The sequence below is a fragment of the Paenibacillus sp. FSL E2-8871 genome (assembly GCF_038000345.1).
GTDB lineage: Bacteria > Bacillota > Bacilli > Paenibacillales > Paenibacillaceae > Paenibacillus_AQ.
Window position 1 is genome coordinate 3,739,168 of record NZ_JBBOBV010000001.1, and the last position, 23,308, is coordinate 3,762,475.

26 protein-coding genes and 1 pseudogene are annotated in these 23,308 nt (G+C 45.7%); 6 read left to right on the plus strand and 21 right to left on the minus strand.

Features of this window, described 5'->3' with window-relative positions:
- Positions 1–5 precede the first annotated feature (5 nt).
- The 11 genes and pseudogenes from NYE25_RS16985 to NYE25_RS17035 all read right to left on the minus strand — a co-directional run bounded on the left by NYE25_RS16985 (position 6) and on the right by NYE25_RS17035 (position 6,508).
- Positions 6–776 carry an ABC transporter permease subunit gene (locus NYE25_RS16985; protein WP_339267196.1) on the minus strand — a complete coding sequence of 257 codons (771 nt, stop codon included), beginning with the start codon at positions 774–776 and terminating at the stop codon, positions 6–8.
- Complete coding sequence (locus tag NYE25_RS16990; protein ID WP_341146444.1) at positions 773–1,687, minus strand: ABC transporter ATP-binding protein; 915 nt, start codon at positions 1,685–1,687, stop codon at positions 773–775. Before NYE25_RS16990 ends, NYE25_RS16985 begins: the two co-directional genes overlap by 4 nt.
- A complete protein-coding gene (locus NYE25_RS16995; protein WP_036680175.1) occupies positions 1,687–1,878 on the minus strand; it encodes a PLDc N-terminal domain-containing protein in 192 nt (63 codons plus the stop codon). The genes NYE25_RS16990 and NYE25_RS16995 overlap by 1 nt, the downstream gene beginning before the upstream one ends.
- 52 nt (positions 1,879–1,930) lie before the next feature.
- Positions 1,931–2,146 carry a hypothetical protein gene (locus tag NYE25_RS17000; RefSeq protein ID WP_339267200.1) on the minus strand — a complete coding sequence of 72 codons (216 nt, stop codon included), beginning with the start codon at positions 2,144–2,146 and terminating at the stop codon, positions 1,931–1,933.
- Positions 2,143–2,478 (minus strand): YxlC family protein, encoded by a 336-nt coding sequence (locus NYE25_RS17005; RefSeq protein ID WP_341146445.1) that lies wholly within the window; start codon positions 2,476–2,478, stop codon positions 2,143–2,145. Before NYE25_RS17005 ends, NYE25_RS17000 begins: the two co-directional genes overlap by 4 nt.
- Positions 2,465–3,010, minus strand: a complete 546-nt coding sequence (sigY, locus tag NYE25_RS17010) for an RNA polymerase sigma factor SigY (RefSeq protein ID WP_149644899.1) — start codon at positions 3,008–3,010, stop codon at positions 2,465–2,467. The genes NYE25_RS17005 and sigY overlap by 14 nt, the downstream gene beginning before the upstream one ends.
- Positions 3,011–3,085: 75 nt before the next feature.
- Complete coding sequence (locus NYE25_RS17015) at positions 3,086–3,409, minus strand: hypothetical protein (protein WP_341146446.1); 324 nt, start codon at positions 3,407–3,409, stop codon at positions 3,086–3,088.
- Between the two features lie 185 nt (positions 3,410–3,594).
- Complete coding sequence (locus tag NYE25_RS17020; RefSeq protein ID WP_094872421.1) at positions 3,595–4,224, minus strand: MBL fold metallo-hydrolase; 630 nt, start codon at positions 4,222–4,224, stop codon at positions 3,595–3,597.
- Between the two features lie 4 nt (positions 4,225–4,228).
- Positions 4,229–4,795 carry a thioredoxin family protein gene (locus tag NYE25_RS17025; protein ID WP_149644897.1) on the minus strand — a complete coding sequence of 189 codons (567 nt, stop codon included), beginning with the start codon at positions 4,793–4,795 and terminating at the stop codon, positions 4,229–4,231.
- Positions 4,792–5,406, minus strand: a complete 615-nt coding sequence (locus tag NYE25_RS17030; protein ID WP_042191826.1) for a DedA family protein — start codon at positions 5,404–5,406, stop codon at positions 4,792–4,794. Before NYE25_RS17030 ends, NYE25_RS17025 begins: the two co-directional genes overlap by 4 nt.
- A gap of 357 nt (positions 5,407–5,763) precedes the next feature.
- A pseudogene (locus NYE25_RS17035) lies at positions 5,764–6,508 on the minus strand (SDR family oxidoreductase).
- Between the two features lie 160 nt (positions 6,509–6,668).
- Between NYE25_RS17035 and NYE25_RS17040 the strand changes: the two are divergent.
- Entirely contained in the window at positions 6,669–7,004 is a 336-nt protein-coding gene (locus tag NYE25_RS17040) for an autorepressor SdpR family transcription factor (RefSeq protein ID WP_341147739.1), read from the plus strand.
- Positions 7,005–7,006: 2 nt separating this feature from the next.
- A complete protein-coding gene (locus NYE25_RS17045) occupies positions 7,007–7,660 on the plus strand; it encodes an SdpI family protein (protein WP_341146447.1) in 654 nt (217 codons plus the stop codon).
- Here NYE25_RS17045 and NYE25_RS17050 read toward each other — a convergent pair.
- The 6 genes from NYE25_RS17050 to yyaC form a co-directional block, all read right to left on the minus strand.
- Positions 7,649–9,841: an O-antigen ligase family protein gene (locus NYE25_RS17050; protein WP_341146448.1), complete on the minus strand. Its 2,193-nt coding sequence runs from the start codon at positions 9,839–9,841 to the stop codon at positions 7,649–7,651. The two genes, NYE25_RS17045 and NYE25_RS17050, sit on opposite strands and share 12 nt — an antisense overlap.
- 349 nt (positions 9,842–10,190) lie before the next feature.
- A complete protein-coding gene (locus NYE25_RS17055) occupies positions 10,191–11,381 on the minus strand; it encodes a class I SAM-dependent methyltransferase (protein ID WP_341147740.1) in 1,191 nt (396 codons plus the stop codon).
- 85 nt (positions 11,382–11,466) lie between these two features.
- The gene (locus tag NYE25_RS17060) at positions 11,467–12,273 is read right to left on the minus strand and encodes a PhzF family phenazine biosynthesis protein (RefSeq protein ID WP_340972852.1); all 807 of its coding nucleotides are present in this window, start codon (positions 12,271–12,273) and stop codon (positions 11,467–11,469) included.
- Positions 12,273–12,944: a DUF6483 family protein gene (locus NYE25_RS17065; RefSeq protein WP_341146449.1), complete on the minus strand. Its 672-nt coding sequence runs from the start codon at positions 12,942–12,944 to the stop codon at positions 12,273–12,275. The genes NYE25_RS17060 and NYE25_RS17065 overlap by 1 nt, the downstream gene beginning before the upstream one ends.
- Positions 12,945–13,244: 300 nt before the next feature.
- Positions 13,245–14,051 carry an alpha/beta fold hydrolase gene (locus tag NYE25_RS17070; protein WP_341146450.1) on the minus strand — a complete coding sequence of 269 codons (807 nt, stop codon included), beginning with the start codon at positions 14,049–14,051 and terminating at the stop codon, positions 13,245–13,247.
- A 90-nt stretch (positions 14,052–14,141) separates the two neighbouring features.
- A complete protein-coding gene (gene yyaC / locus NYE25_RS17075) occupies positions 14,142–14,669 on the minus strand; it encodes a spore protease YyaC (protein WP_341146451.1) in 528 nt (175 codons plus the stop codon).
- 144 nt (positions 14,670–14,813) lie between these two features.
- On the opposite strand from yyaC, the gene NYE25_RS17080 reads away from it, so the two are divergent.
- The gene (locus NYE25_RS17080; RefSeq protein WP_042191840.1) at positions 14,814–15,038 is read left to right on the plus strand and encodes a DUF1128 domain-containing protein; all 225 of its coding nucleotides are present in this window, start codon (positions 14,814–14,816) and stop codon (positions 15,036–15,038) included.
- Positions 15,039–15,115: 77 nt separating this feature from the next.
- Here the strand turns inward: NYE25_RS17080 and NYE25_RS17085 are convergent, their stop codons facing one another.
- From NYE25_RS17085 to NYE25_RS17100, 4 genes are all read right to left on the minus strand, one after another.
- A complete protein-coding gene (locus NYE25_RS17085) occupies positions 15,116–16,120 on the minus strand; it encodes an asparaginase (RefSeq protein ID WP_341146452.1) in 1,005 nt (334 codons plus the stop codon).
- 364 nt (positions 16,121–16,484) lie between these two features.
- Positions 16,485–17,321, minus strand: coding sequence for a sugar ABC transporter permease (locus NYE25_RS17090; RefSeq protein WP_042131038.1), 837 nt, complete (start codon positions 17,319–17,321; stop codon positions 16,485–16,487).
- The gene (locus NYE25_RS17095) at positions 17,318–18,625 is read right to left on the minus strand and encodes a sugar ABC transporter permease (RefSeq protein WP_042191843.1); all 1,308 of its coding nucleotides are present in this window, start codon (positions 18,623–18,625) and stop codon (positions 17,318–17,320) included. The genes NYE25_RS17090 and NYE25_RS17095 overlap by 4 nt, the downstream gene beginning before the upstream one ends.
- Before the next feature lie 19 nt (positions 18,626–18,644).
- The gene (locus NYE25_RS17100) at positions 18,645–19,979 is read right to left on the minus strand and encodes a sugar ABC transporter substrate-binding protein (RefSeq protein ID WP_341146453.1); all 1,335 of its coding nucleotides are present in this window, start codon (positions 19,977–19,979) and stop codon (positions 18,645–18,647) included.
- Positions 19,980–20,432: 453 nt separating this feature from the next.
- Between NYE25_RS17100 and NYE25_RS17105 the strand changes: the two genes are divergently transcribed.
- The 3 genes from NYE25_RS17105 to NYE25_RS17115 all read left to right on the plus strand — a co-directional run bounded on the left by NYE25_RS17105 (position 20,433) and on the right by NYE25_RS17115 (position 23,291).
- A complete protein-coding gene (locus NYE25_RS17105; protein ID WP_341146454.1) occupies positions 20,433–22,193 on the plus strand; it encodes a glycoside hydrolase family 13 protein in 1,761 nt (586 codons plus the stop codon).
- A 106-nt stretch (positions 22,194–22,299) separates the two neighbouring features.
- On the plus strand, positions 22,300–22,809 hold the full coding sequence (locus NYE25_RS17110) for a YtxH domain-containing protein (RefSeq protein WP_076300659.1): 510 nt from the start codon (positions 22,300–22,302) through the stop codon (positions 22,807–22,809).
- A 149-nt stretch (positions 22,810–22,958) separates the two neighbouring features.
- Complete coding sequence (locus NYE25_RS17115; RefSeq protein WP_234538930.1) at positions 22,959–23,291, plus strand: DUF5665 domain-containing protein; 333 nt, start codon at positions 22,959–22,961, stop codon at positions 23,289–23,291.
- Positions 23,292–23,308 lie beyond the last annotated feature (17 nt).

Consider the following 23,308-nt stretch of genomic DNA (forward strand, 5'->3'; position numbering starts at 1 on the left):
AATAATCAGTCGGGAAAGTTATTCTTCCTTGTCAAAAGCGAAGCCCCAACAAGGCAAATTATGATCAATACACCGGCAGAAAGATATGGACCTGCTCTAAAGCCCTCTCCAGCTGTAAGAATTCCTGCTGACAGCCCGGAAAGTCCTGCGGGTGTCCAGTCAAACCATCTAGGCAATAAGCTTAAGCCTAATGACGAGCCAGCCATTAACGCCAGTGCTAAAAATGCGGCTACTGGAGGTTTTAAAAAGGCACTAAACAACAACGTAGCCGAGACAGCACATAATAACCATAAACTATATACTCCAGAAGCTGCGATAACATCGCCCCAAGATAGTGAACCAATCAACTGCTCCGTGTAGTAAGCCGCGCCCGCTGCACCCAATCCAAGAGCAACGATCAACAGGGTCAGCTGCGCTGCCCATTTAGCGAACACTATTGCGGCCGGAGAAACCGGCCTTACCAGAATTAATTCCATAGTTCCGCTATAGCGCTCACCAGCTAAAACATTCATCGCGCCAAGCGCCAATACTAACATTCCGATCGTTCCGTACTGTCCCAGAGATTGCGCCATCACAGCTGCGGCACTCGGTATTTCATACCCCTCTAGCAGTCCTGGGGGAACATCACCTGAAGCTTTTAATATTTCCGGCAAATAATAAGTAGTTAACGGCTGCATAATGCCTAATATGATAAAAACGACAGGTATCCAGATTAACTTATAACTGCGAGTCATTTCGAGCATTTCTTTGCGATAAAGGACCCAGGCGCTTCTCATACTCCCACCACCTTCATAAATAAATCCTCTAACGTGGAAGAACCCGCTTCAAATTGCAGCAATGGAATTTCAAGCTGCGCCGCTTCTTGCAGAATCGTCCAACGAGCCATGTCTACATCGTTCACATTAAAAATGGCCTGATCTCCGAACAACTGAGTCTCTAGTACAAACGGTTTGGCAGCAAGAGACTCCAGCCACTGAATAGCTTTTTCTTGCTTCTCCGTACGTACACGAATAACAGGAAGGCTGTATTGTGAACGAAGCTGTGATAAAGACCCCTTCTCAGCAATCAAGCCCTGATTCATTAAAATAATATCATCACAAATTTCTTCTGCATCATGCAGCACATGTGTAGAAAAAACTACAGTTGTCTCTTCACGTATTTCCCGCATCAGTCCCATTACTTCTCTGCGACCAATCGGATCAAGTGCAGATACAGGCTCATCAAGCAATAGTAGACGAGGCCGATGCACAAGCGCCTGAGCCAGACCCAGCCGCTGCTTCATCCCGCCAGAGTATCCACCAATCCGGCGACGAGCATCACCTTTAAGCCCTACTCGCTCAAGCGATTCCAATGCCCTGCTGGTAGCGTCTTTAGTTCCCATTCCACTAAGCTTTGCAGCGAAAATAACATATTCATATCCAGTCATCCACCCATAAAAAGCTGGAGACTGTGGCACATATCCTAATCCCCTGCGATATCCTGCTCCCGGACGGCTCCCCTCAAATGAAATCATTCCGGAGGTGGGTTCTAACAGCCCTGCCAGCATACGAAGTGTGGTCGTTTTCCCAGCACCGTTAGGCCCAAGTAAAGCGACGCACCGTCCTTTCTCAATTTCAAAGCTTATATCATTTACGGAAACATGCGCCCCATAGCTTTTGCGCAAATTCGTAACTTGAAGGAGTGACATCAGACATCTTTCCTTCCTATTGTGAAATAAGCTACGCTGCCTAATATATTTCCGCAAATAATGATAATAATCCACATCCATTTTGGACCACGAACGTTATCCGCTTTGGCCAGAGATATCAGTCCAATAATAGCAAGCAAAGCCTGCAGAATGATTAACGGCATGATTAAACCCCATTTTACCTCTTCCATGAAGTACCACTCCTTGTAATAGGATGAAAGGAACGAGCTTCTTACTAAAGCTTTACAACTGCTTCTTCCTTCTACGTCGGTCAGGAAGAATGACAACAAGTAAGTAGACTAATGCGGGTGACGGAACTGTAGTAATAGCCCACAGTCCCCAGAACCAAGCTTTTCTTCCGCGTCGTCTTGCGTCCCGGAACAGCAATGTCCCTTGCAGCAATAATGCTATCGCTATGCAAAACCATAACCATAGAGGCACATCCTGCAGCTCATTCATTCTTGCGCACCTTCTCTGTTCCTCCTGATCCTCGCTATTCCTAGAGCACTGAGTCCCGCAATAGGAATAAGCGCTTGAATAATCCAATAGATCATCGGTGCAGAACCGAGAATGGATAGAAATACGCTGATCAGAATCAACGATATGCCCCAGAATAACAGCAGCTCTTTACGTTCCATGCTCTTTCTATGCACAGAGGCATCAACTATTAACCTCTCCAGTTCCTGTAATGAAGGTGGTGTGATGTCATTATATTGTGCATCTAACCGGTCAAGCTCATCTGAAAGCTTATGCAAATAAAACTCAGGCTCCTTATCTTTATCCTTCTCCATCCTCATTCAGCTCCTTTCGTAGTTGGTTAAGTCCAAGGGATACACGCGACTTGACTGTACCTGAAGGAACTCGCAGGATTTCGCCAATTTCGTCATAACTATAGCCATAGTAATGCTTCAGTAGCACGGCCACTCTTTGCGCAGAAGGTAATCTGGAGAGGGAATCCAGCACTTCACTCCACTCTTCCCCCCTGCTCTCAAATCGCCAACGAATCGAACGGATCCCCTGTTCCTGTTGCTCCCGCTGTTTCCATTCCGCTTCACGCTTCCAGCGCCGCTTTCGATCAATAAATATTCTGGTAGCAATTGTGATTAACCAAGAGGAAAAGGAAGAAGTTCCGTTATAGGTGTTGATCTTCTCCATACATCTGACCATGGTGTCCTGTACAAGATCCTCTGCCAGCAACGGGTCCATGGTCACCTTGATTAAATATTTGAATAAAAAAGTATAGTGTTCTCGCAGCAGTGAAGACAGTGCTGAAGTATCTCCCTGCTGAGCCCGTCTGATTCTCTCCAGCGACTGATCGCTCATCTGCCCCTCCATTCAAGATTTCTTTTCTATTTGTAGTACGAATATGTATTATGAATCGTTCATTCCACTCCATAATTATTTTTTGAGATCCCACAACTTGCGCCGCCAGGGCTGAATTATCCCTTTCCTTGCCGGAAAATGCCAAAAAAGAGGCGTTCTTCTGAGCTCGCCTCCTGAAACCACTGGTACTCCCCCGTAAACCCCACAGGTCTCCTGAAGTAAGCTCTTACGAAGTTCCTTATTATCAAATTGTATGTCTCTACGTTCTATGGATGAACAAAAGCCACCCTTTCCTGAACACTCCGAAAAAAATCGGCATTTACTGCTGCAAAAATGGTTCCATTTCTCCTTGGAGTCATACCAACCGTAGTCCAGCGGGTAGTATATATTCTTCTCCATTCTACTTCCCTCCATGCTTTTAAGCCTATATGAAGACAAAAAAAGAACGCAAACCGGGATTAATTCCGCAGTCTGCGTGCTTCGCGAGGTAAATGTTACATTTAATTAACCTCATTCTAGTCCTTTTGTAGTCTTTTGTCTATTAAAACTTCCTCGGTTTTTGTCGGTTCTACTAGAACCAACGTCTATTGAGGAACATAAGGGTTGCGAATCTTTTCAAATCCAATGGTTGTCCGTGGACCATGTCCTGGATAAACCTTTACTTCATCATCCATTTTGTATAGCTTGCCACGAATAGAATCGAACAGATCCCGTTCCCTACCACCAGGCAAATCTGTGCGTCCAACTCCCATTTTAAAGAGTACATCTCCGGAGAATAGATCATTTCCACAAAGGAAACTTACACTGCCTGGAGAGTGACCAGGTGTATGGTACACACGGAAGGTGTGTCCAATGAACTGCAGAACTTGCCCTTCTGCCAGATCATATTCCGCAGGATCTGTAGCTAGAGGAGGTGACACCTCCGACCACATTAGTGAACCGTTCAGCTTGGGGCTGCTTAGCCATTCACTTTCAAGTGGATGTAAATAAACAGGGCATTTCTTAGCTTTACGAATTTCGTCTACACCGCCCATATGATCAAAATGTGCATGTGTTAACAAAATAGCTTCGATTTCCATTCCTTCGATACTCCGCACTAATGCAGCAGGATTCATACCAGGATCTATGATGATACCCTTTGCAGGATCCGCACCTGTCAGTAAGTAGGCATTCGTTTGAAGTGGACCCAGATTAAATGAACGTATATTTAGCATCGGTTTAGAATCCGGAAATCAGACTACGCAGTTCTTTTGCGATAACTGCCTGATATTCCGTTCCTTCCCCATAGGCTTGCCCCATGGCCTTACGTGCTTCTGCAATTTTGCTGTCGTAATCAGCGGCCTCACGATCAGGATTCTCACGTTTGAACTCTCTCATTATACTCTGCACATGCTCTGGTCTAGGACCCCAATGTCCGAGCACATATCCTCCAGTGTCTGCAAAAATCACGACTGGGACAGATCTGCCACCCATGGTCAAGAAATCATCCATAAGCTCCGGATTCTCTTCCAAAATAAATACCTCTGTCTTCATTCCCGCCGTCTCCAGAATACGGAATACAGCAGGAACATTGCGTACTACGTCTCCACACCAATCCGCTGCTAGGATAAGTACCCGCAAATCGTCGCGATGGTTCAGACTTTCGAAATATTCCTTATCGCTCTCATCTTCCCAATTAAACTTCTCATACCAGGATTCAAAAGCCTGTTGATTCTTCGTCATACTTTCTACGAATTGGCGCGGTGTTAGGCCTTTTCCAAACTTTTGAGCTACATTCTGCTTCATTTTGTAGTCCCCTTTTTCTTGGATTTGTACCATTTAAACACAAAGTAAATGATGATCAGAGCGATCGCTACAAGTATAATTTCGTTGGTATACTTAGCTGCTACTTTGTCAATATCTTCCCATTTATTCCCCAAGGTCATACCCAGATATACAAACAGAGCACTCCATGGAATAACAGCAAGCGTAGTCAACAAAGTGAACTTACCTAAAGGCATTTTCGATATCCCAGCTGGAACGGAAATGGCATGACGAACAACCGGAATAAAACGAGCTGTAAAGATTACGCCAGTCCCGTATTTATTGAACCACTCTTCCGAATGGTCAATATGCTTCTTTTGAATGAAAATATATTTCCCGTATTTCTCCAAAACAGGTCTGCCACCATAACGGCCAATCCAATATACAAAAATCTGTGCAATGACTCCGCCGATCGTACCGAATAATACGGCGCCAAAAAAATTAATATCTCCACTCCATACTAAAAAGCCACCGAAAGCCAGTACAATTTCACTCGGAATAACTTCAATCATAAGTCCGATCATAATCCCAAAATAACCAAGACTCTGAATCCATTCAAACAATGTTGAGATCAGATCAGAAATAACATGCAACCGTACTCCTCCTCCCTTTTTCGCAGAATATGGCTATGTATCTAGCATAAACATCTTTGGCGTCTATATAAAGACGCTTAGCGTTTAAGCGAGAAATATAAGAACATAAAGTATAGATGCTAAACTTTTACTTTCTTATATTTTTAAAAGCTCTGCCGCTCTGCTCTATTTTCCAGTTTCTCTTAGCCTATTCTAGCACAAGCAACCTTATCACATCTACTTACAGCGGCGAGGCCATTACCCTATATCGACCCTCTCTTAAAAAGAGTTAGAACAACCTGTATAACCAGAAAAGGTGTACACTTCCAGCAATGAAGATGGAAATGTACACCTTTTTGTCTAAAATGTAAAAGCTGTTTAATAAGCGGTCCATCCGGCATCCGCCGTTATTACCGTTCCATTCACGAAGCTCGCAGCTTCTGAAGCCAGGAATAAAGCTATCGATGCGATCTCGCTGCTTTCCCCTGTTCGCGGCATTGACGCCATACCATCTCCTGCCTTTTGACTACCAAAAGCACTCGGATTAGACAAATCAATATTCGTCTTTACCCCACCTGGTGCTATAGCATTACAGCGAATTCCAAGCTTCGAGTACTGATACCCTACATTTTTAGTCATACCGATGACAGCATGCTTGGAGGCAGTATAGGCCACTCCTGCACGTGATCCCTCTAAGCCGCCGATCGATGCTACATTGATGATACATCCACCTTCTTGTGCCATGAAAATCGGTAGGACCTTACGAATGGCTCTCATGGGTCCGGTGACGTTCACTGCAATTACGTTCTCCCATAAGTCGTCTGTGATTTCATGAGCCGGGGTCATTTTATCCATGATCCCCGCATTATTAACGAGAATATGAAGTCCACCAAATATCAATCATTCGCTGAGTGTCCTCTTCCTTCGAAACGTCTGCTTTTACAGGATACACCACCCCGTTGCCATGACCTTGTTCTGCCTTCTTGGCCACCGCTTCAACACCCCCCAGATGGATGTCCGCTGCAATAACCTTAGCCCCCTGCTGGGCAAAAAGAAGAGCAATTGCTTCTCCAATCCCAGAACCCGCACCTGTAACAACTGCAACCTTATTCGTCAGCATCATATATCCTCTCCTCCGCTTCTATGTTTCGAACCATTCATCGAGTACTTGCCCACAGTTAGTATTAGCAAGGGCATAGCCTCAAACGGCGGTAAATCCAAAGATTCGGTGACAATTTCTTTCTCAATTAAAATGAGGAGAATACGCATTGACAGATAAGAATATGAATGAGTCTTTCAAAGCACTAGCTGACCCTACCCGTCGCCAAATCATTCGGTTACTAAGGGAGAAGGACCGAACCGCAGGTGAAATTGCTGATTTTTTCAACATGTCAAAACCAAGCATTTCTCACCATCTGAATGCACTGAAGCATGCCGATCTCGTACAGGATGAACGAAAAGGTCAATTCATTATGTATTCATTAAATACGACGGTTCTCGAAGAGGTTCTTGGCTGGTTGCTCGAGCTTGCAGGTACGGGAAAGCAAACGGAGACGGAAAGCAAATCACTGGACGGAAAACAAAGCCGTGGTATGGATTCTGAGAAGGAGGCTGATTGAAGATGAAGGATTTTAAATGGAGATGGCAAGATACACTGATTGTGATATTAGGTTTAGCTTCATTAGTTTATGCTTTAATCAATTATGGCAAGCTGCCACAGGAGCTGCCCGCGCAGTGGGGAATTTCGGGTAAAGTCAATCGGTATTGGGATAAAAACATAGCTATTTTTATGTTCGGAATCCTGGGTATTGTGCTTCCGCTGATCATGCAATTCACACGTAGCATCGATCCTAAACGGGAAAATTATAAGAAGTTCGAAAATGCCTATGCTATGAGCAGACTCGCCATTGGGGTGCTTTTTAATCTCATGCTCGTGCTCACGGTTGCTTACGGTCTGGGTAAAGATATCAATGTGGGTAAAATTGCTATAGGAGCCATAGGAGTGATGTTTATTGCGCTCGGCAACTACATGCCACAGGTAAAAGATAATTATTTGTTCGGTGTTCGCACAGCATGGACGCTCTCTAGCCCAGAGGTGTGGCGAAAAACACATCGTCTTTCCGGAAGAATGTGGATGATCGGCGGGTTGCTTATTTTTGGGGGAGCCTTTTTGAGCGGCGTCTTGTCTCAGACCCTTATTATTACAGCTCTTGTACTTGTTATTCTCGTTCCTGTTCTATACTCTTGGATCATTTCACGTCAGTTAAAATCGTGAAGCCAATACACTAAGCCGTCGACTCAGGTCGTCGGCTTGTTCTGTTATTTGGAACTTCCGGTCATTATGCTGCTCACCTTTACTTCCCTCGTATTCTGCCAACACTCTATACTCCCGCAGAAGCTCGTTCCCTGAGGCAATACAGCTTATGGCCTCCATTCGATTCCCTTCCGCTAACTTTTTCCGGCCCATCATAAGCATGCCTTCAATCCCTTTGACCCACTTAACAGAGTTGTATTTATCAAGCTGAATACTTCGACGTATCCAATATAATGCAGCTCCCGGATCATCACTGTACATCCATCGTCTAGCCATTTCCCAGTTTAAACTTGCATTATCCGGAGAATATTGCAAACTCTGCTGGAGTATACTCACGCTTTGTTCACCCGTAAGTAGCCTGGATAATGCTACAGCTGTTTTGGGAGACTGGGGATTCCACGCTAGTGATTGCTCTAGCAAATCTACCTTCACCGAGGGATCAACCGTCTGAACTGCTTGCCGGTAGTACCTCTCTCCTTGTGCGGCGTGAAGGGACAATACAGATAGCATGAGACAAAGGCAGCAGGCGACAGTGATGAATAGTCGGCGGGAATATGGGGGTGACATGCTCGCGAATGCAGGGATAGGGGCGCTGAGGTTCGCGGACGCGAAATGAGTTGTGAGCAAACTTATGGACGTAAAGCGAGTATTCGCAGATTGATGTTTCTGCTCATATTCAGACAGGGCAAGTGCTGGCAGCCAAAAAAGCAGCAGCCAGATTAATCCGTAGCTCCAGTCAAAATCGACTGCGCTATGCATAACGATAACCAAAAATGGCGGCAGCAGACGCGGCGATCTCTGAGCCAGCAGCCAGCCTGCTGCTAGCAGCATAAGCAGTATGGCTGCCAGGCCGACAAATCCTAGGTTCAACAGGATGTCGAGATAACCGTTATGCACTTGGCTGCCAACATAAGGGCGAGATTGGGCGGCGAGGTATGAACTCCGCCAAGTCTCGCCCCCGCGCCCCAGCCAAGGTGCCTCTACCGCCAGCCGCCAGGCGTCGCGGTAGAACAGACCACGCGCGGATACCGTCGATGACGGTCCGGTGATCCGCTCGCGCACGTGCAGGAGGACGGCGGTGCCCGCCGCCGTCCAACCTGCTGCCGCCAATGTTAGCATGGCGGCTCGGGCAATGCCCGCCGCGCTGCGCTGGCGGCGGCACAGCCATAGGCCGGCTAGCAACGCGCCGGCCCAAAGCCCGGCCAGCAACAGCAGGCCGGGCAAAGGCTCTACCGCCAACCCGGCACGGGCCAGTTGGCGGTAGATCAGCGCCGCGGCGACCACGGGCGCGGCGCCAGCGGCAAGAAGCGGCGCGATGAGCTGCCGCTTCCAGAGCAAGACGGCGGCGCAGGCGCAAGCCGCCGTCAGCCACGCGCCGCGCGACTCGCTGAGGAGCAGCGCGGCGGCGTACGGGAACAGCGGCAGCAAGCGCAGCAGCGCGGCGGCCGTGCTGCGCGGTTCTCGCCGTTCCAATCTATCGCATCCATCCACACTCTTCTGAGGTCTTACATAATAAGCAGCGACAGCAAACAGCCGCTCCAGTAGAAAAACAGCCATCACAGCACCAAAGGCATTAGGATATTCCATCACCCCTGCTAATCTGGCACCTGTAATGCTTACTTCCGATGAATTACTGTAGGCTATAGCGAAAGGTAACTCTACCACCCCGCACACTGCCAGCAAAGCACTTATGCTTAAGAATATGCCCAAAATAGACCACGCAGCAATGATAAGCTGACGCCCCACCCGATTCAACGCGCAAAAACAAACCAAAAATGCAAAGCTAGCATACAAGCCCCACCGTAATATTTCATTCATTGTTCCCTGTGCCGAAAGAGGATCTCTTAGCCAATGAATCAGATAGAGTGATAGAACTATTAAAGGTGCAGTCAACATTATTTTCAAAGCTCTACGTACTCCACTTGCTCCCCCTGCGCTACTTCTCCACTTGCCTACTCCAATGTACAAATAAAGCAAAGCCGCAGAACACATCACAAACCATAGGGTCAGAAAGAGATACATCTCCTCTGTAAAAAAAAATCCACGCAGCAAACAAGCTCCTACTCCGGCTGTGATGACTAAGGCTGCACTAAAATATACGATTATTGAATCCAGACTCCGCTCTCTGTTAACGCTCCCCATTTAGATACCCCTATATTCGTTAAGTTATATCTATCCTTTCCACATTTCCCCTTCGCAAAACTAGAATGCAAAAAGGACGATACCTCTCCACGAAGGAGCTGTACCGTCCCAATTCTCATCAAAAAAGCTTTATAGTTGCAAAAAGTGCAACTAACCTCTGATATTCGCTACTGCGTCCTAATGTAATTGCATAATGTACAACTATTTTTCGAGAATTCCGCCATATGCGGAGAATTGTTCATTTTTAAGTGTACAGAGTACAATTAAGTCCAAAAAAAGCATCTTCAAAGCATATATAGCTGCACAAGATACTACTAAAGCAACTTACCGCTCCTAAAATGCCGTGCTATTATCCCTCCACCGAAATTCCACTCGGAAGCAGGTCAGCACATACGCGCTCAAGGTAAGGTTTCGCCCCTATAAAATCACGAAATGCGGTGTATTCACGCCATTTGACGGAGTTATCACCACCCGAGCTTTTAACGGCGCGGATTAAAATATTCTTCGGTGTATTCTCCAGGTCGATAAATTCCAGCAGCTGGCTGCTATAACCCATCATATCGAGCAATTTGGCACGGATAGCATCCGTAGCCAAGGCAGAGAAACGTTCCTTAAGTATCCCATGTGAAAGCATCGGACTCATTACTTCATTCTCAATCTGCGCGAACAATTCATGCTGACAGCAAGGCACAGACAAAATGACGGAGGCGCCCCAACGTACTGCTTTTTCGAGTGCAGCATCTGTAGCTGTGTCACAAGCATGAAGCGTTATAACCATATCTACCTGATCCAGCTCATCGTACTCGGCAATGTCACCCACAAGGAACTTCAGGTGATCATAACCGATTTTCGCAGCAAGCTCATTACAATGCTCAATTACATCCGCTTTCAAATCAAGTCCAATAATATTAAGCTCCCGCTTCTTGCGGACGGTCAGATAGTGATAAAGAGCAAAGGTCAAATACGATTTACCACATCCAAAATCAACAATCGTTAATGGCCGTCCCGTTGGCAGATCGGCAAGCACATCCTCAACCATCTCCAAAAAACGGTTGATCTGCCGGAACTTATCGTATCGCTTGGCCAGCACTTTTCCTTCTCTGTTCATTATGCCAAGCTCCACAAGAAATGGCACAGGTTCTCCATCCTCCAGCACATAACGCTTGCGGCGGTTGTGTGCCAGATCCGGCTCTTCTTTTTTACTTGGAGACTTGGTAAGGATGGATACTTTGAATTTTTTGCTAATCAGCACCTGATAATCCGCTTCCACCGTGCATAACAAGCCTTGGCGATATGATTCTCTAAATAAAAGAGTCATGTCCTCCGCTGCTAATTCTGCCGGTACGTTGCGATGTTCAACCTTTGTACCAATATAGGACGCAAACTGATAATGCAACTTACCTTTTAGTTCGACAGGTTTAATCTGTACCTTCGTACAGGTCTCCCCTTTGTTACGTACTTGGCTTAAGGTAGCCATAATCAAGGTACGGTCATTAATCAGTTGTTCAATAAGAGCTTTTAAAGATTCCACAACGCACATCTCACTTTCGGGATTAAAAATGGAGAATCTATGTCTCCTAACCATCATCGTTCCATTATATCACGGCTCTACAAGAGGTAGCCTATCAGGGCTTCACATGCAGCTCTCCACTAACAATAGTTATTGCCCGGCCAGACATCTTAATCTGATCTTTGCTTACCTCAAGTTGAAGTAAGCCTCCTCGTTCGGAAGCTTGATAAGCGGTCAACTGCGTACGGTTAAGTCGACTAGCCCAGAAAGGTGCTAGCGCAGTATGCGCTGAGCCTGTGACCGGATCCTCATTTACCCCCATCTTCGGTGCAAAGAACCGTGACACACAATCAATGCCTTCGATGGAGCTTTCTGCAGTAACCGCAAAGGCTCGCTCTTCAAGCCGGGATAAAGCCCCGAAGTCTGGACTAAGTTCGCGAACTAGGGATTCCTGATCGAGCCGTACAAGTACATTGTCAGCATAGAGCATAGTTTCTACCACATTTGCTTCTGTAATACCAAGTGCTTCTATAAGAGCCGGAATTGTAGGAGAAGACTTAAGCTCATAAGGCGGGAAGTACAGTGAGATGAGGTCATCCGCACGAGAAGCTCTAAGCAACCCACTGCGTGTATAAAATCTAGCTTCCACCTCTGGATCCAGCAATCCCACCTCCCATAATATATGTGCACTCGCTAGAGTAGCATGGCCACATAAATTAACCTCAACCTTGGGCGTGAACCAGCGCAGACGATATCCATCATTCTCCGGCCAGAGAAATGCCGTCTCTGACAAGTTCATTTCTGCTGCTGTCTTAAGCATAAATGCCTCGTCGACTGGATGCTTCAGCAAGCATACTGCTGCCGGGTTTCCTGAATATGCTTTTCCTGCAAAGGCATCGATAATAAATAAAGGGGTATTCATTAGGCTTCCGACTCCCTCCGAACTTCTGTGATCCGGCGCCACTCTTTCCATCCTTGTTCCACTTCATGGATAGGAAGCGAGCCTTGTTCCAATTCTTCTGGCGATTTAAGCAGCAGCCGTCTGTACAATTCATCACCTTCCAGTGAGACATCTTCTCCCTGCTCCCATAGTCGATACAGACTGTCCTCCGCTTTACTATAATGTCCGATTGACTCCATATAATCTAGAAGCAGCCGTTCCGTCTTGGCTGGAAGCCGATACGCTTTGACTTCCTCCAGAAGTTCATTAATATCCTCCGTCATCTGCAGCATTTCTCGATCAGCGCCGCACAAATCTGCGTACAAATATAAATGCAGTGCTCTCATACTTCTGAATAGTGCCGCGTCATGATCGCCATTTGCAGCATAAATGCTGCCCTCTTCCTTAAGCAGCTTAGCTACACCTTGAAGCTTATCTGACTCCAATACACCGTTAAACCGGAACATATCTATAATATCTTCTACAGATAGTGAATTTAAAAGACGTGAGTTCAGCGGAAAATGTCGGTTCAATAGCTCATCAATTTCCCATAAGGCTTCCGTTGTCTTTCGCTCTTGCTTCAGCGTTAGAACCTTGGCAACCATCGCCGTCATATCTTCGATCATTCGGACAATATAGTCTCTTCGGAACATGAACTTCCCCCTTTTCCATACTGTAACTGTGAAGCTTTTGTATCTAGGTATTATATGTGTTTTATTCATTTATCTTAAACCATTGCACTACGCTATGCCACTAAAGCAATTCCGGGAAAAATAATGACTAGAATCCTTCTACTTATTGACATTAAATGCCTTTCCTCATTGGCGGCGTAACAACCATAGCTATCTTTGCCGGATTGGGAATCCGCAAGTTTCAATAGGCTCCTAAAAAAGAGGCAGCCCACGCGTTACTTTGACGCGGAGCTGCCTCTTTTTGAATTATTATTTCAGCGATCACGAATGGCTGTTAATACTAACCGTAGCTTGGGTGAATTCCTTGATAACCTCAGCTAACCGTTCAGGAGCTTCAAAGAGGCTCATGTGGCCCGCTCCAGAAATCGTAGCTTGCGTTATATTTGGTTTATCCGAAGTAAAGATGCGCTCCGCAGGAATCAGTTCATCCTGCTCGCCAGCAACAAGTAGTACCGGCAACGTGGTAGCTGTGATCACATCACGCCGATCCGGACGCTCGCGCATCGCCAGTGCAGCTCCCGCTGCTCCTTGTGGAGGCGTTTTGTAACCAATTTCTTTAGCTCGCTCCAGCAGCTGCGGTGATGCAGAAGCGGTTGCTTTAGCAAAAATTCCTGGGACGAAGCTATCCACAAAAGGAGTAATGCCTTCATTTTGAATCCTGCTGACACTTTTCAATCGATTCTCCCGAGCTTCTTCACTATCCGGATATGCAGTAGAATGGATTAATCCGAAGCCCTTCAATCGAGAGGCATACCGCTGCGCGAACGAAAGTGTAATATACCCACCAAGAGAATGTCCCAGCATGGTGCATTCAGAAATTTCTAGTGTATCTAACAAGCCCAGAACATCGTCTGCCATTTGTTCAATAGTATAGGGGCCTAGTGGAGCCTCTGAAGCTCCATGACCACGTAAATCGGGAGCAATCACTCGGTAGTCGCTGCTTAAGATGGGAATGATTTGTTCCCAGTATTCAGCACTTCCACAAAAGCCATGCAGTAATACAATAACCTCGCCTTTCCCCTGATCACTGTAGCAAATATTGCTTCCGTCACAACGTACTCTTTCCATGGCTGCTTCCCTCTTTCCAAAATACTAAGATATATTAACTAATATCTATTATTAAGCAAAACAGCTCTCCTTGAAACCGGCATCCTATTCTTAACGCCCAATTCCAAACCCTTTTGCTGCTGCGGCGGCAATTTGTTCAGCCATAACCATAACTCTATGTAGTGGAGTCGTCTGCAGCGTCCGATAGGGCTTGGGACCGTTGATATCTACAATCGCCGCCAAGCTATAATGCCCCACTGCAGGAAGCCATACCCCCACCGATTGTGCTGGCTGAAGCGGCTCATTCGAAACGAAGTAATATCCAAGAGCTATTGGAGGTCCTAGGCAAGCATCCACAGCAATAATGATATGCTCAGATGGAATCTCAGCGACTCTGGCCACCAAATTATCTGCATCGCAAGGAGATGGCAACGTACCGATTACGTGCGGGAAGCCATATTCCAGAAGTTTGCTGCCTGTTAGTGGACCGAGAGCATCACCTGTAGATCGATCCGTTCCGATACACAGAAAGGTAACTTTCTTAGCTGAATGCAGCGCTGCAATATCCATAAAAAAGGACACCAATCCTACATCGTCCATTTTGCTTCGTTTACCGCTTCCCTGTTCTCTAATTGCCAATACCTTTCCTCCTTTCGATGATATTTTTGATTTCATGCCTTTAATTTAACATGATTTCTGTGAGCTCGACAAAAAAATGGTGATCAAGCTCACAATCATGGTAAAATACATGAATCAGTGTACAGAAAGGATGTTAATAACCCTATGGATTTAACACAACCTAGTCAGGAAAATGTTGAATATATGATCGAGGCCATCAAGAACAAACTGAAGATGGCAAGTGCTGCTGCAATGCAAGCCTCCGCTTTTTCAGTAGATAAATATGAAGATATCTTCGATGTCTATGAGGTAGCCATGGGCAGCGATAGACTCAGTATTTCTCAGGTAGAAGCGCTCGTCTCCGAACTCGGCCGTCTACGTCAGAAATAATTGTTCTTCGTTTACAAAAGGAGCCCCTCGCTGCGAATCCGAGATGGATGCGCAGCGAGGGGCTCCTTTTTAAGTTCCTATTTCATGAAATGAAGCTGAAATTCTGTATCTGCATGACCTACCCGTGTACCACCATCATTGTAGATCACACCTGAAAATGTATTACGCAGCTTTTCCAAAGTATTTTTCTGACTGTATCCAATCTTATTTAAAATCCCCTGTACAATAAGTCCCCACTCTTCTTCTGATCCATCCAGAATCTTGAAGGCAATGCCCAGTCGCTCGCGGCGCAACCCGAAGCAATATACGCCTTTAAATCCACCCTTAGCAATAATATTTTCATCTTCCAAAAGGATTGAATCAAGGCGTCCAGACCCAGAAACCATCTCCGGATGAGCATTCATGGCCGCAGTGATCGTAGTGACCGCTCTACGAGTTGCCTCGTCAGCAATTAAATCAGGATTGGCTAATTTCAAATACGCAGTCGCCAAGGCTGTCAAAGGCATGGCAAATACCGGCAGACCGCATCCATCCGTACCTAGACCAATACTGTCTGGTGCTACACCAGACATATAAGCAATCGTATCTATAATTTCACGCTGAACCGTTTGCTCCGGCTGAGAGTATTCTTCAAGTGGTAGTCCTTTGAGCTTACTATACGATAAAATCCCCATGTGCTTGCCCGCACAGTTATGATAGAACTTTCTTTTGCCCGCGCCGCGAATGGCATTCTCTCTACTCGTATAATCCAGTGGATAGCTAGTGGCACATATCATTTGTTGCTCATCGATTCCAATCTTGGTGGAAATACTCTCTAGCGCGGCAACATGGTAGCTCTCTCCTCGGTGAGAAGCAGTCATTAGGGCAACCTCTGCGGGTGTAAAACCATAATGCTCCACGATTCCTCCACGAATGCCTGGGATAGCCTGAAGTGGCTTGGCCGCAGAACGGGTAAAGGATACAAACTCAGGATCACCTGCATAGCCCTTTACGTTCCCGTTTTCTCCTACGATAGCAATATGTCCGCTATGGACACATTCCAGCAAATCTGACCGATATTCTCGTACTAATACTGTTTCCATGGTAACTCTCCTCTTTTCTCTTTGCTGCTCTATAACTCACAAGGATTTATTAGGATTCTACATTTAATAAATGCTAGAAAATAACCCCGTGCTCCGGGGATTTTTTATACATCACAAACTCCCTTAAGTGTTAGTTCCATGAGGAATTCTACTCCTATTTTCATCATTCTTCAATCCTCTCCGCACCAAGAAGATTTTAGAAACCACACAAAAACAATTCCATCAGCAATAAATCCTGAATGACAGGAACATAAATGAAGCTTTTAAATTAAAAAACCACTTCCGCTTCAGATTCTTGCTCTTCTGAAAAGGAAGTGGTTTTTATGGAATTCAGGACTGCTGTAGAGTGGGAGCGCAAATCGAATTAACCCTTACTTGCACCCGCGGTCAGACCGTCCACCAGAAAACGCTGAAGGAAAATGAACAGTAGCGTGACCGGGAGAGCAACCAGCACCGCTCCGGCGGCGAACAATGTGAATTCGGTCGAATTGCTTTGATTCACCATCCGGAAAAGCCCGACAGCGAGCGTTCTCGTCTCTTCCGTACGCAATACAAGGTCCGCGAATATGAAATCCACAAAGCAGCCATTAAATATCATAAGACTGGCATAGGTAAGCATCGGTTTGGACAGCGGGATCATTATAGAGAGAAAAACTTTCATATGACTCGCCCCGTCCATCCGCGCAGCATCTTCCAGACTTTTAGGAATAGTATCAAAAAAACCTTTAGCCACAAACACATTGGTGATAATGGCGCCACTGCTGTATACAAGCACAAGTGCCCAATGGGAATTCAGTAGCCCAAGCGTGTTCAGCAGCACGTAAACTGCAATCATAGCCATGAATCCCGGAAACATTTGCAGAACTAGAAGCGCGGTCAGTGTCGTTTTTCTGCCCGTGAACCGATAGCGAGAGATGGCATACGAAGTCAACAGCAGCAGAAAAGTGCCAAGTAGCGTAGACAGCGCTGCAACCTTTAGTGTATTCATGAACCAAATCAAATATTTAGTTTGCTCAAACAGTTCCTTGTAATGAATGAACGTGAAATTTTTAGGAATCAACGAGTCGCTGAACAAACTGTTTCCCGTCTTGAATGAAGACATAATAATCCAAAACGCTGGAAAAAGACTAATAAAACTGAGCACAATCAGTAGCAAATGGCTTCCAATCGTTTTAAACGCTTCTGTCAGTTTTGGCTTCATGCAATCATATCCTCCTCTTTGTAGGATCGCGTTCGGCGGTAGCTCCAGATGGAGAAGGTCGCGACCAGCAGGAAGATGACAATCCCGATTACGGAAGCAAAGCTGTATTGCGATTGGTTAAGCGCCAGTTTGTAGAGCCAAGTCACCAGCAGATCGGTATGGCCCGCGTACTGGTAATCCGGATTAACCGGTTCTCCGTTGGTCATCAGGTAAATGACGTTAAAGCTATTAATGTTACCGGCAAACTGCATGATCAGGATTGGAGCAGTCGCGAACAGTACCATAGGCAGTGTAACCATGCGGAATTTGTAGAATGCCCCAGCACCGTCCACTTCAGCAGCTTCGTACATATCCCTTGGAATCGTTGTCAGTACCCCAAAGGCCAGAATCATGGTAACCGGAATTCCGATCCACATATTAGCCAGAATTACGGTGACCTTTGCCCAGAAAGGATTAGTCAGCCAGGCCACCCCCTCCAATCCCAAAGCTCTTACATAACTATTGATCGGTCCGAACTGATTATTGAACATATTACGCATGACGAGCAGAGAAATCATATTAGGAATAGCAAAGGGAACGATCAGCAGTGTACGCCAAAGCTTTTTCCACCGAACACGGGGCTGGTGAATAAGTACAGCGATGAGCACACCTCCAATGTAAGTCGTCGCAGTAGCAATAATCGCCCAGATCAGTGTCCAAGTCAGCACTCCGCCGAAGGTTGAACTCCATACATCCAAACTTAGCATTTTATTAAAATTACCGAACCCCACCCATTCTACTAGATGCGCAGGCGGTAAAATCGGGTCGGCATAGTTCGTAAACGCCAGTAGCACCGAAAAAACAAGCGGCAATATCGTCAGAAAAACCACTGCCACAAAAGGAATCGCTAGTACAAGATAGGCGAAGTTTCTACGCCCCATATGTCTGAGCGATTCACCGAATGAATGAATGGGCTCATTCCGGTCCCGCGCAGCTCCAACTAGAAAGGCATCCCTGATATTCAGTAAATGAAAAGCTGTATAAAACAGCAGCGCCAGCAATGACATCAGACCATTGATCATCATAAAAATGGAGTGATCGCCCTCCACCATCCGGGTTAATTTACCTACCTTGACCATACGGCTTGGAAATTCACCAAGTGTGATCAATCCCCGCAAATAACCCATTAGATCATGAGCAATAAAATAGATTCCAGCAGACCCCACCAGCAGGAATACTAATCCTTTCAGCCACTGTCGATTGAAGAACTGGCCCAGTCCCGGAATAATAGCCGAGAGTAGCGCTGCACCTGTTTTTTTGTGCATAGCTCAAGTCACCTGTCCTTTACTTCGAATCCAGATCGGCCTGAATCGTTGATACAGTCTTATCGAGCGTCTGCTTAACATCAAGACCCGGGTCGTTCCACAGGGATACAAAAGCTGCCTTTAGCGGTTCCCAGACGGATTTGATTTCCGATAGAGAAGGCATCGGCACGGAGTGTTGGAACTGCTCGAAGAATCCACTTATAATCGGATCATCTTTGATTACCGGCGCTTCTCCGGCTTCAATGCTCGCAGGAATCGCACCCGTCATTTCAAAGTTCTTTAGCTGATTCTCCTTGCTGCTTGCAAAATGTGCGAACAAGCGGCTAGCGACCGGATATACCGTATAGGAATTGACATAATACGATTTAACACCGGAAAAAGAAATGCTGTCTTGACCATCAGGTCCCTTAGGAAGAGGCGCCACTCCAAGGTTAACATGATCCTTGAACATCGCTATGGACCAAGGCCCGTCGATGTTCATTGCCAGCTTGCCTTCCTGAAACAATTGGGTTTTAACGTCATAGGTGATATCTCCTGCATTCAATGGCAGAATTCCTTTTAAGCTCTGGAGAAAAGTAAATCCTTTGACGGTGCCTTCATTATTCAAGCCGATATCCTTGACATTCGTATTGTTGTCACCGTAAATGTATCCGCCGAAGCTGCCAATGAATGGATAGCTGTAATACCCGACGAATTCCCACATGATCGCAAATTTGTTCTCTTTCGGCTTATTGTACGTATTGGCAAAAGCGATCACATCATCCCAGGTTTTTGGAGCTTCGGATATCAGATCCTTGTTGTAGAACAGCGCATAGGTCTCCACCGATTTAGGATAACCGTACAGGATACCGTCATAAGTCGATGCCTGAATAGCTGTCTCCACCATAGTTGATTTCGTTTCTTCCTCAAACACATCATTTGGCAAAAGCAATCCCGCTTTGACAGCCTGACCGATCTGATCATGCGGGAGAGTCAACACATCGGCGGCTAGTTTGGACGGGCCATCTGTCGCCAACCTTGTTCCCTGATCGCCGCCCGCCATTTCCTCAACCGTGACAGGAACGCCGTATTCTTTTTCGAATTCAGCGGCTACCTGCTTCATGTACTCAACCTGCTCCTTGGCTTCCCAGACCGTTAATTCGGCCCCAGCTTCCGGTTTCAGCTCCTCTTCGGCGGGATTCGTCTCATTTGTAGTTCCCCCCGGCTCGTTCACTGTGGAATTCGGGCTTGAATTCGGCTGAGCCGTAGAGTTCCCATTGCCTGAACCGCAAGCCGTAACGGTCAATGCCAACAGCATACTTAGGGTCAAACTAAATGATACCGCTTGCATTTTAAATCGTTTACTCTTCTTCATTTGCTCATCTCCCCTTTATTCATAAGTGATTAGACCTAACACGCATAGAAAAAGAGCATGCAAAAAAGGTACAACCTCATTTGCACAAAGTGCCGAGGTTGTACCTTTTAGGTAACAGTGCCTTTAATTTGTTTGCGTATTAAGAAAAATCAAGTTCGTTCGCCCTCATTCTATAATACCCATAATTTGGATTGCAATCAGAGTATAGATCCAAACGGGGTGATTTAATAGCACTTTTCTTGTTTTTTCTTATATTTTCTCCTTTTTTTAGCTACATACTAAATATTCCATATTGTGAATTCATGTGAAATAATCTCTTGCTTTAATCTTGAGGGGTATGTTAAGATTCAGACAAAATTTAAAGGCAATGAAACCGCCAAGGGTTCAACCTCTGATTATCATGAGGTTGGCCCTTTTTTGCGTTTACATGCCGCGAAGGGATGGAAATTGATTATGATTCAACAAGAAGCTGTTTATCATCGCATGGGGCAGAATTGGTCATATGCCTACGATGAGTCTACACTGCATATTCGCATAAGAACTAAACGGGATAACGTGTCAAAGATTGATCTTTTTTGCGGAGATAAATACGGTTGGGACAAAACCCATGAGGTTATTCCCATGCAGCACATGGCTTCTGACAGCTTATTCGATTATTGGCAGGCTGCGGTCCGTCCTGTTTATCGCAGACTCACTTACTATTTTGCACTTTATAACAAAGATGAGGTCCTTTATTATTTGGAAAAAGGCTTCTTCTCAGAGCCTCCAGTCATAATATATGAGGGCTTATTCGACTTTCCTTTCTTGAACCGTGAAGATGTACACTCCCCTCCAGCATGGGTGAAGGATGCAGTATTTTATCAAATTTTTCCGGAGCGTTTCGCAAATGGCGATCCTACTAACGATCCGGCAGATGTGCTAGATTGGGGCGGTACGCCGAGTCCCCGGAATTTCTTCGGAGGAGACTTGCAAGGTGTACTAGATCATTTGGATTATCTCTGTGAATTGGGCATTACCGCCATCTATTTCAATCCTCTGTTTGAGGCAACCACCAATCATAAATATGATATAAAGGATTATTTCTTGGTGGACCCTCATTTGGGAACCAACGCTTTGCTAAAAGAACTTGTCGACGCCTGTCATTCCAAAGGTATCCGCGTCATTCTAGACGGTGTCTTTAATCATTGCGGCCATACCTTTCCGCCATTTGTTGATCTGCTCACCAACGGGCGCTCATCCCGTTATGCCGATTGGTTTCATGTGCGTGAGTGGCCACCACAAGTCATCGACGGAATTCCCACCTATGACACATTTGCATTCGAGCCTATCATGCCAAAATTCAACACTGAGAATCCTGAAGTTAGAGATTATCTGTTGAACGTTGGTCGTTATTGGATTGAGGAAATCGGTGTAGACGGTTGGCGGCTTGATGTGGCGAATGAAGTCTCTCATACGTTCTGGCGACAATTCCGTAATACGATCAAAAGCATTAATCCAGAAGCCTATCTTGTAGGCGAAATTATGCATGATTCCTTGCCGTGGCTACTTGGCGATCAATTTGATGCCGTTATGAATTACCCACTAACCAATATTCAGATTAATTTCTTCGCTCACGGACAAATTAATGCTTCACAATTCTCTCTATCGATTGCTTCTATGCTAGCGGATTACCCGCAGCAAATTACAGAGGCCACTTTTAATCTATTAGACAGCCATGATACAACTCGTTTCCTGACCCTTTGCGGTGGTGACATCCGAAGATTAAAACTGGCCGTTTTGTTCCAAATGACCTTTCAGGGAGCACCATGTATTTACTATGGCGATGAGATCGGTATGGAAGGTGAATATGACCCAGATAATCGTAAATGTATGGAGTGGGACATCCGGAAACAGAACAGGGAACTGTTCGAATACTATCGTTGGACGATCGGTCTTCGTAAGTCGCATACTGCGTTCCGTAGTAGCGGCTTTAAATCGCTGGAGATCCCGGACCACCCAAGTCTGCTTGTATATGAACGGTGGGACGAACATAACCGCTTCTTAATCGTGCTCAACAATGAAGAGGTGTTAGTCGACGCCACCATTCCTGTACCCGGGATGGATGCTATATGGGTAAACCTAGAGACGCAGAAGCGAACAGAAAAATTCACATCATTACTACATCTGAATCTGTCCGAATTCGGCTATGCGGTATTCCAAGCTGTTAATAAATAGTCCATAACAAGAGCCCCTCGCCATCTACGCCTTGCTCATCAATTGTTTCAGCCTATACGCCAAAGTTTAAATACGAAGTAAGATAACTTATAAGGAGTGATTGGTGATGAGTAACGTAGAACATAAAGTAGAGCATGAAGTAGAAAACGGTAGCAACTTTTTCAAAGGCATCTTTATTGGTAGCTTAATAGGTGCTGCAGCAGCCCTGTTATTTGCACCAAAGCCTGGTCGTGAAATGCGCAGTGATCTGTCCGATAAACTTACGCTTGCTACTGACAAAACCAAAGAAGTTGCTGGTGTCGTAACTGACAAGACCAAAGCCATTGCCACAACGGTAGGTGAAAAAGCAACCGATCTGGCTAGTACGGTTTCAGTCAAAGCCTCTGATATCTACACTACTGTCAGTGACAGCAAGCAGCAAATTGCCGCTACCCTTCAAGACGCAGGCAGCAAAATTGGTGACACTATAAGTGAAGCCTCAAATAATGTAGCCTCTGATGTTAAAGACGCTTCTAAAGAAGTGGCTGACGAAGCCAAAGCATCCTCTAAAGAAGTCGCCGATGAGGCTAAAGATGCGAAAGAGGATGTTAAATCCTCCTATAAATCCAGTTACTAATCTGCGGCATAATACAGCTATCATTTCATCCGACAACAGCCAGCTGTCCGCAGCTGGCTGTTGTTTAGTTATACCCTCTATAAAGTTTCATCTGATTGAATAGATCCTTAATGAATGCCCGTTCGGGCTACAGAAAGCAGGGGTGCGCCATGGGAGAATCAAATCGCCAAACAAAAGCATATGAAATTGATGAACATCCTTTCGAATTACGGCATGAGGTCAAACGCTTAAACAATCGTCTGGATAAGATTGCTGACTCACTAGAAAAATCAGAATTTAAGGACATCCTTGATAACTACTCAGATCCAAAAAAAAGAATTATCACAAACTTGATGGCCGGTATATCCCGAGGTCTCGGCCTATCTCTCGGAACGTTCGTAGTCCTTGGTGTTCTGGGCTACATTCTTAGCCTATTTCTTGATGTTCCCGTGATTGGTGAGTACCTTGGCGAGATCAAAAAATACATCGATGCGAACAGCTAACAACTGGGCTACCTATC

What these genes read in the sequence shown, in the direction of transcription:
- NYE25_RS16985 (WP_339267196.1), bottom strand. Translation starts at nt 776, where the DNA reads ATGAGAAGCGCCTGGGTCCTTTATCGCAAAGAAATGCTCGAAATGACT.
- NYE25_RS16990 (WP_341146444.1), bottom strand. Translation starts at nt 1,687, where the DNA reads ATGTCACTCCTTCAAGTTACGAATTTGCGCAAAAGCTATGGGGCGCAT.
- NYE25_RS16995 (WP_036680175.1), bottom strand. Translation starts at nt 1,878, where the DNA reads ATGGAAGAGGTAAAATGGGGTTTAATCATGCCGTTAATCATTCTGCAG.
- NYE25_RS17000 (WP_339267200.1), bottom strand. Translation starts at nt 2,146, where the DNA reads ATGAATGAGCTGCAGGATGTGCCTCTATGGTTATGGTTTTGCATAGCG.
- NYE25_RS17005 (WP_341146445.1), bottom strand. Translation starts at nt 2,478, where the DNA reads ATGGAGAAGGATAAAGATAAGGAGCCTGAGTTTTATTTGCATAAGCTT.
- sigY (WP_149644899.1), bottom strand. Translation starts at nt 3,010, where the DNA reads ATGAGCGATCAGTCGCTGGAGAGAATCAGACGGGCTCAGCAGGGAGAT.
- NYE25_RS17015 (WP_341146446.1), bottom strand. Translation starts at nt 3,409, where the DNA reads ATGGAGAAGAATATATACTACCCGCTGGACTACGGTTGGTATGACTCC.
- NYE25_RS17020 (WP_094872421.1), bottom strand. Translation starts at nt 4,224, where the DNA reads ATGCTAAATATACGTTCATTTAATCTGGGTCCACTTCAAACGAATGCC.
- NYE25_RS17025 (WP_149644897.1), bottom strand. Translation starts at nt 4,795, where the DNA reads ATGAAGCAGAATGTAGCTCAAAAGTTTGGAAAAGGCCTAACACCGCGC.
- NYE25_RS17040 (WP_341147739.1), top strand. Translation starts at nt 6,669, where the DNA reads ATGAATGAGTCTTTCAAAGCACTAGCTGACCCTACCCGTCGCCAAATC.
- NYE25_RS17045 (WP_341146447.1), top strand. Translation starts at nt 7,007, where the DNA reads ATGAAGGATTTTAAATGGAGATGGCAAGATACACTGATTGTGATATTA.
- NYE25_RS17050 (WP_341146448.1), bottom strand. Translation starts at nt 9,841, where the DNA reads ATGGGGAGCGTTAACAGAGAGCGGAGTCTGGATTCAATAATCGTATAT.
- NYE25_RS17055 (WP_341147740.1), bottom strand. Translation starts at nt 11,381, where the DNA reads ATGTGCGTTGTGGAATCTTTAAAAGCTCTTATTGAACAACTGATTAAT.
- NYE25_RS17060 (WP_340972852.1), bottom strand. Translation starts at nt 12,273, where the DNA reads ATGAATACCCCTTTATTTATTATCGATGCCTTTGCAGGAAAAGCATAT.
- NYE25_RS17065 (WP_341146449.1), bottom strand. Translation starts at nt 12,944, where the DNA reads ATGTTCCGAAGAGACTATATTGTCCGAATGATCGAAGATATGACGGCG.
- NYE25_RS17070 (WP_341146450.1), bottom strand. Translation starts at nt 14,051, where the DNA reads ATGGAAAGAGTACGTTGTGACGGAAGCAATATTTGCTACAGTGATCAG.
- NYE25_RS17080 (WP_042191840.1), top strand. Translation starts at nt 14,814, where the DNA reads ATGGATTTAACACAACCTAGTCAGGAAAATGTTGAATATATGATCGAG.
- NYE25_RS17085 (WP_341146452.1), bottom strand. Translation starts at nt 16,120, where the DNA reads ATGGAAACAGTATTAGTACGAGAATATCGGTCAGATTTGCTGGAATGT.
- NYE25_RS17090 (WP_042131038.1), bottom strand. Translation starts at nt 17,321, where the DNA reads ATGAAGCCAAAACTGACAGAAGCGTTTAAAACGATTGGAAGCCATTTG.
- NYE25_RS17095 (WP_042191843.1), bottom strand. Translation starts at nt 18,625, where the DNA reads ATGCACAAAAAAACAGGTGCAGCGCTACTCTCGGCTATTATTCCGGGA.
- NYE25_RS17100 (WP_341146453.1), bottom strand. Translation starts at nt 19,979, where the DNA reads ATGAAGAAGAGTAAACGATTTAAAATGCAAGCGGTATCATTTAGTTTG.
- NYE25_RS17105 (WP_341146454.1), top strand. Translation starts at nt 20,433, where the DNA reads ATGATTCAACAAGAAGCTGTTTATCATCGCATGGGGCAGAATTGGTCA.
- NYE25_RS17110 (WP_076300659.1), top strand. Translation starts at nt 22,300, where the DNA reads ATGAGTAACGTAGAACATAAAGTAGAGCATGAAGTAGAAAACGGTAGC.
- NYE25_RS17115 (WP_234538930.1), top strand. Translation starts at nt 22,959, where the DNA reads ATGGGAGAATCAAATCGCCAAACAAAAGCATATGAAATTGATGAACAT.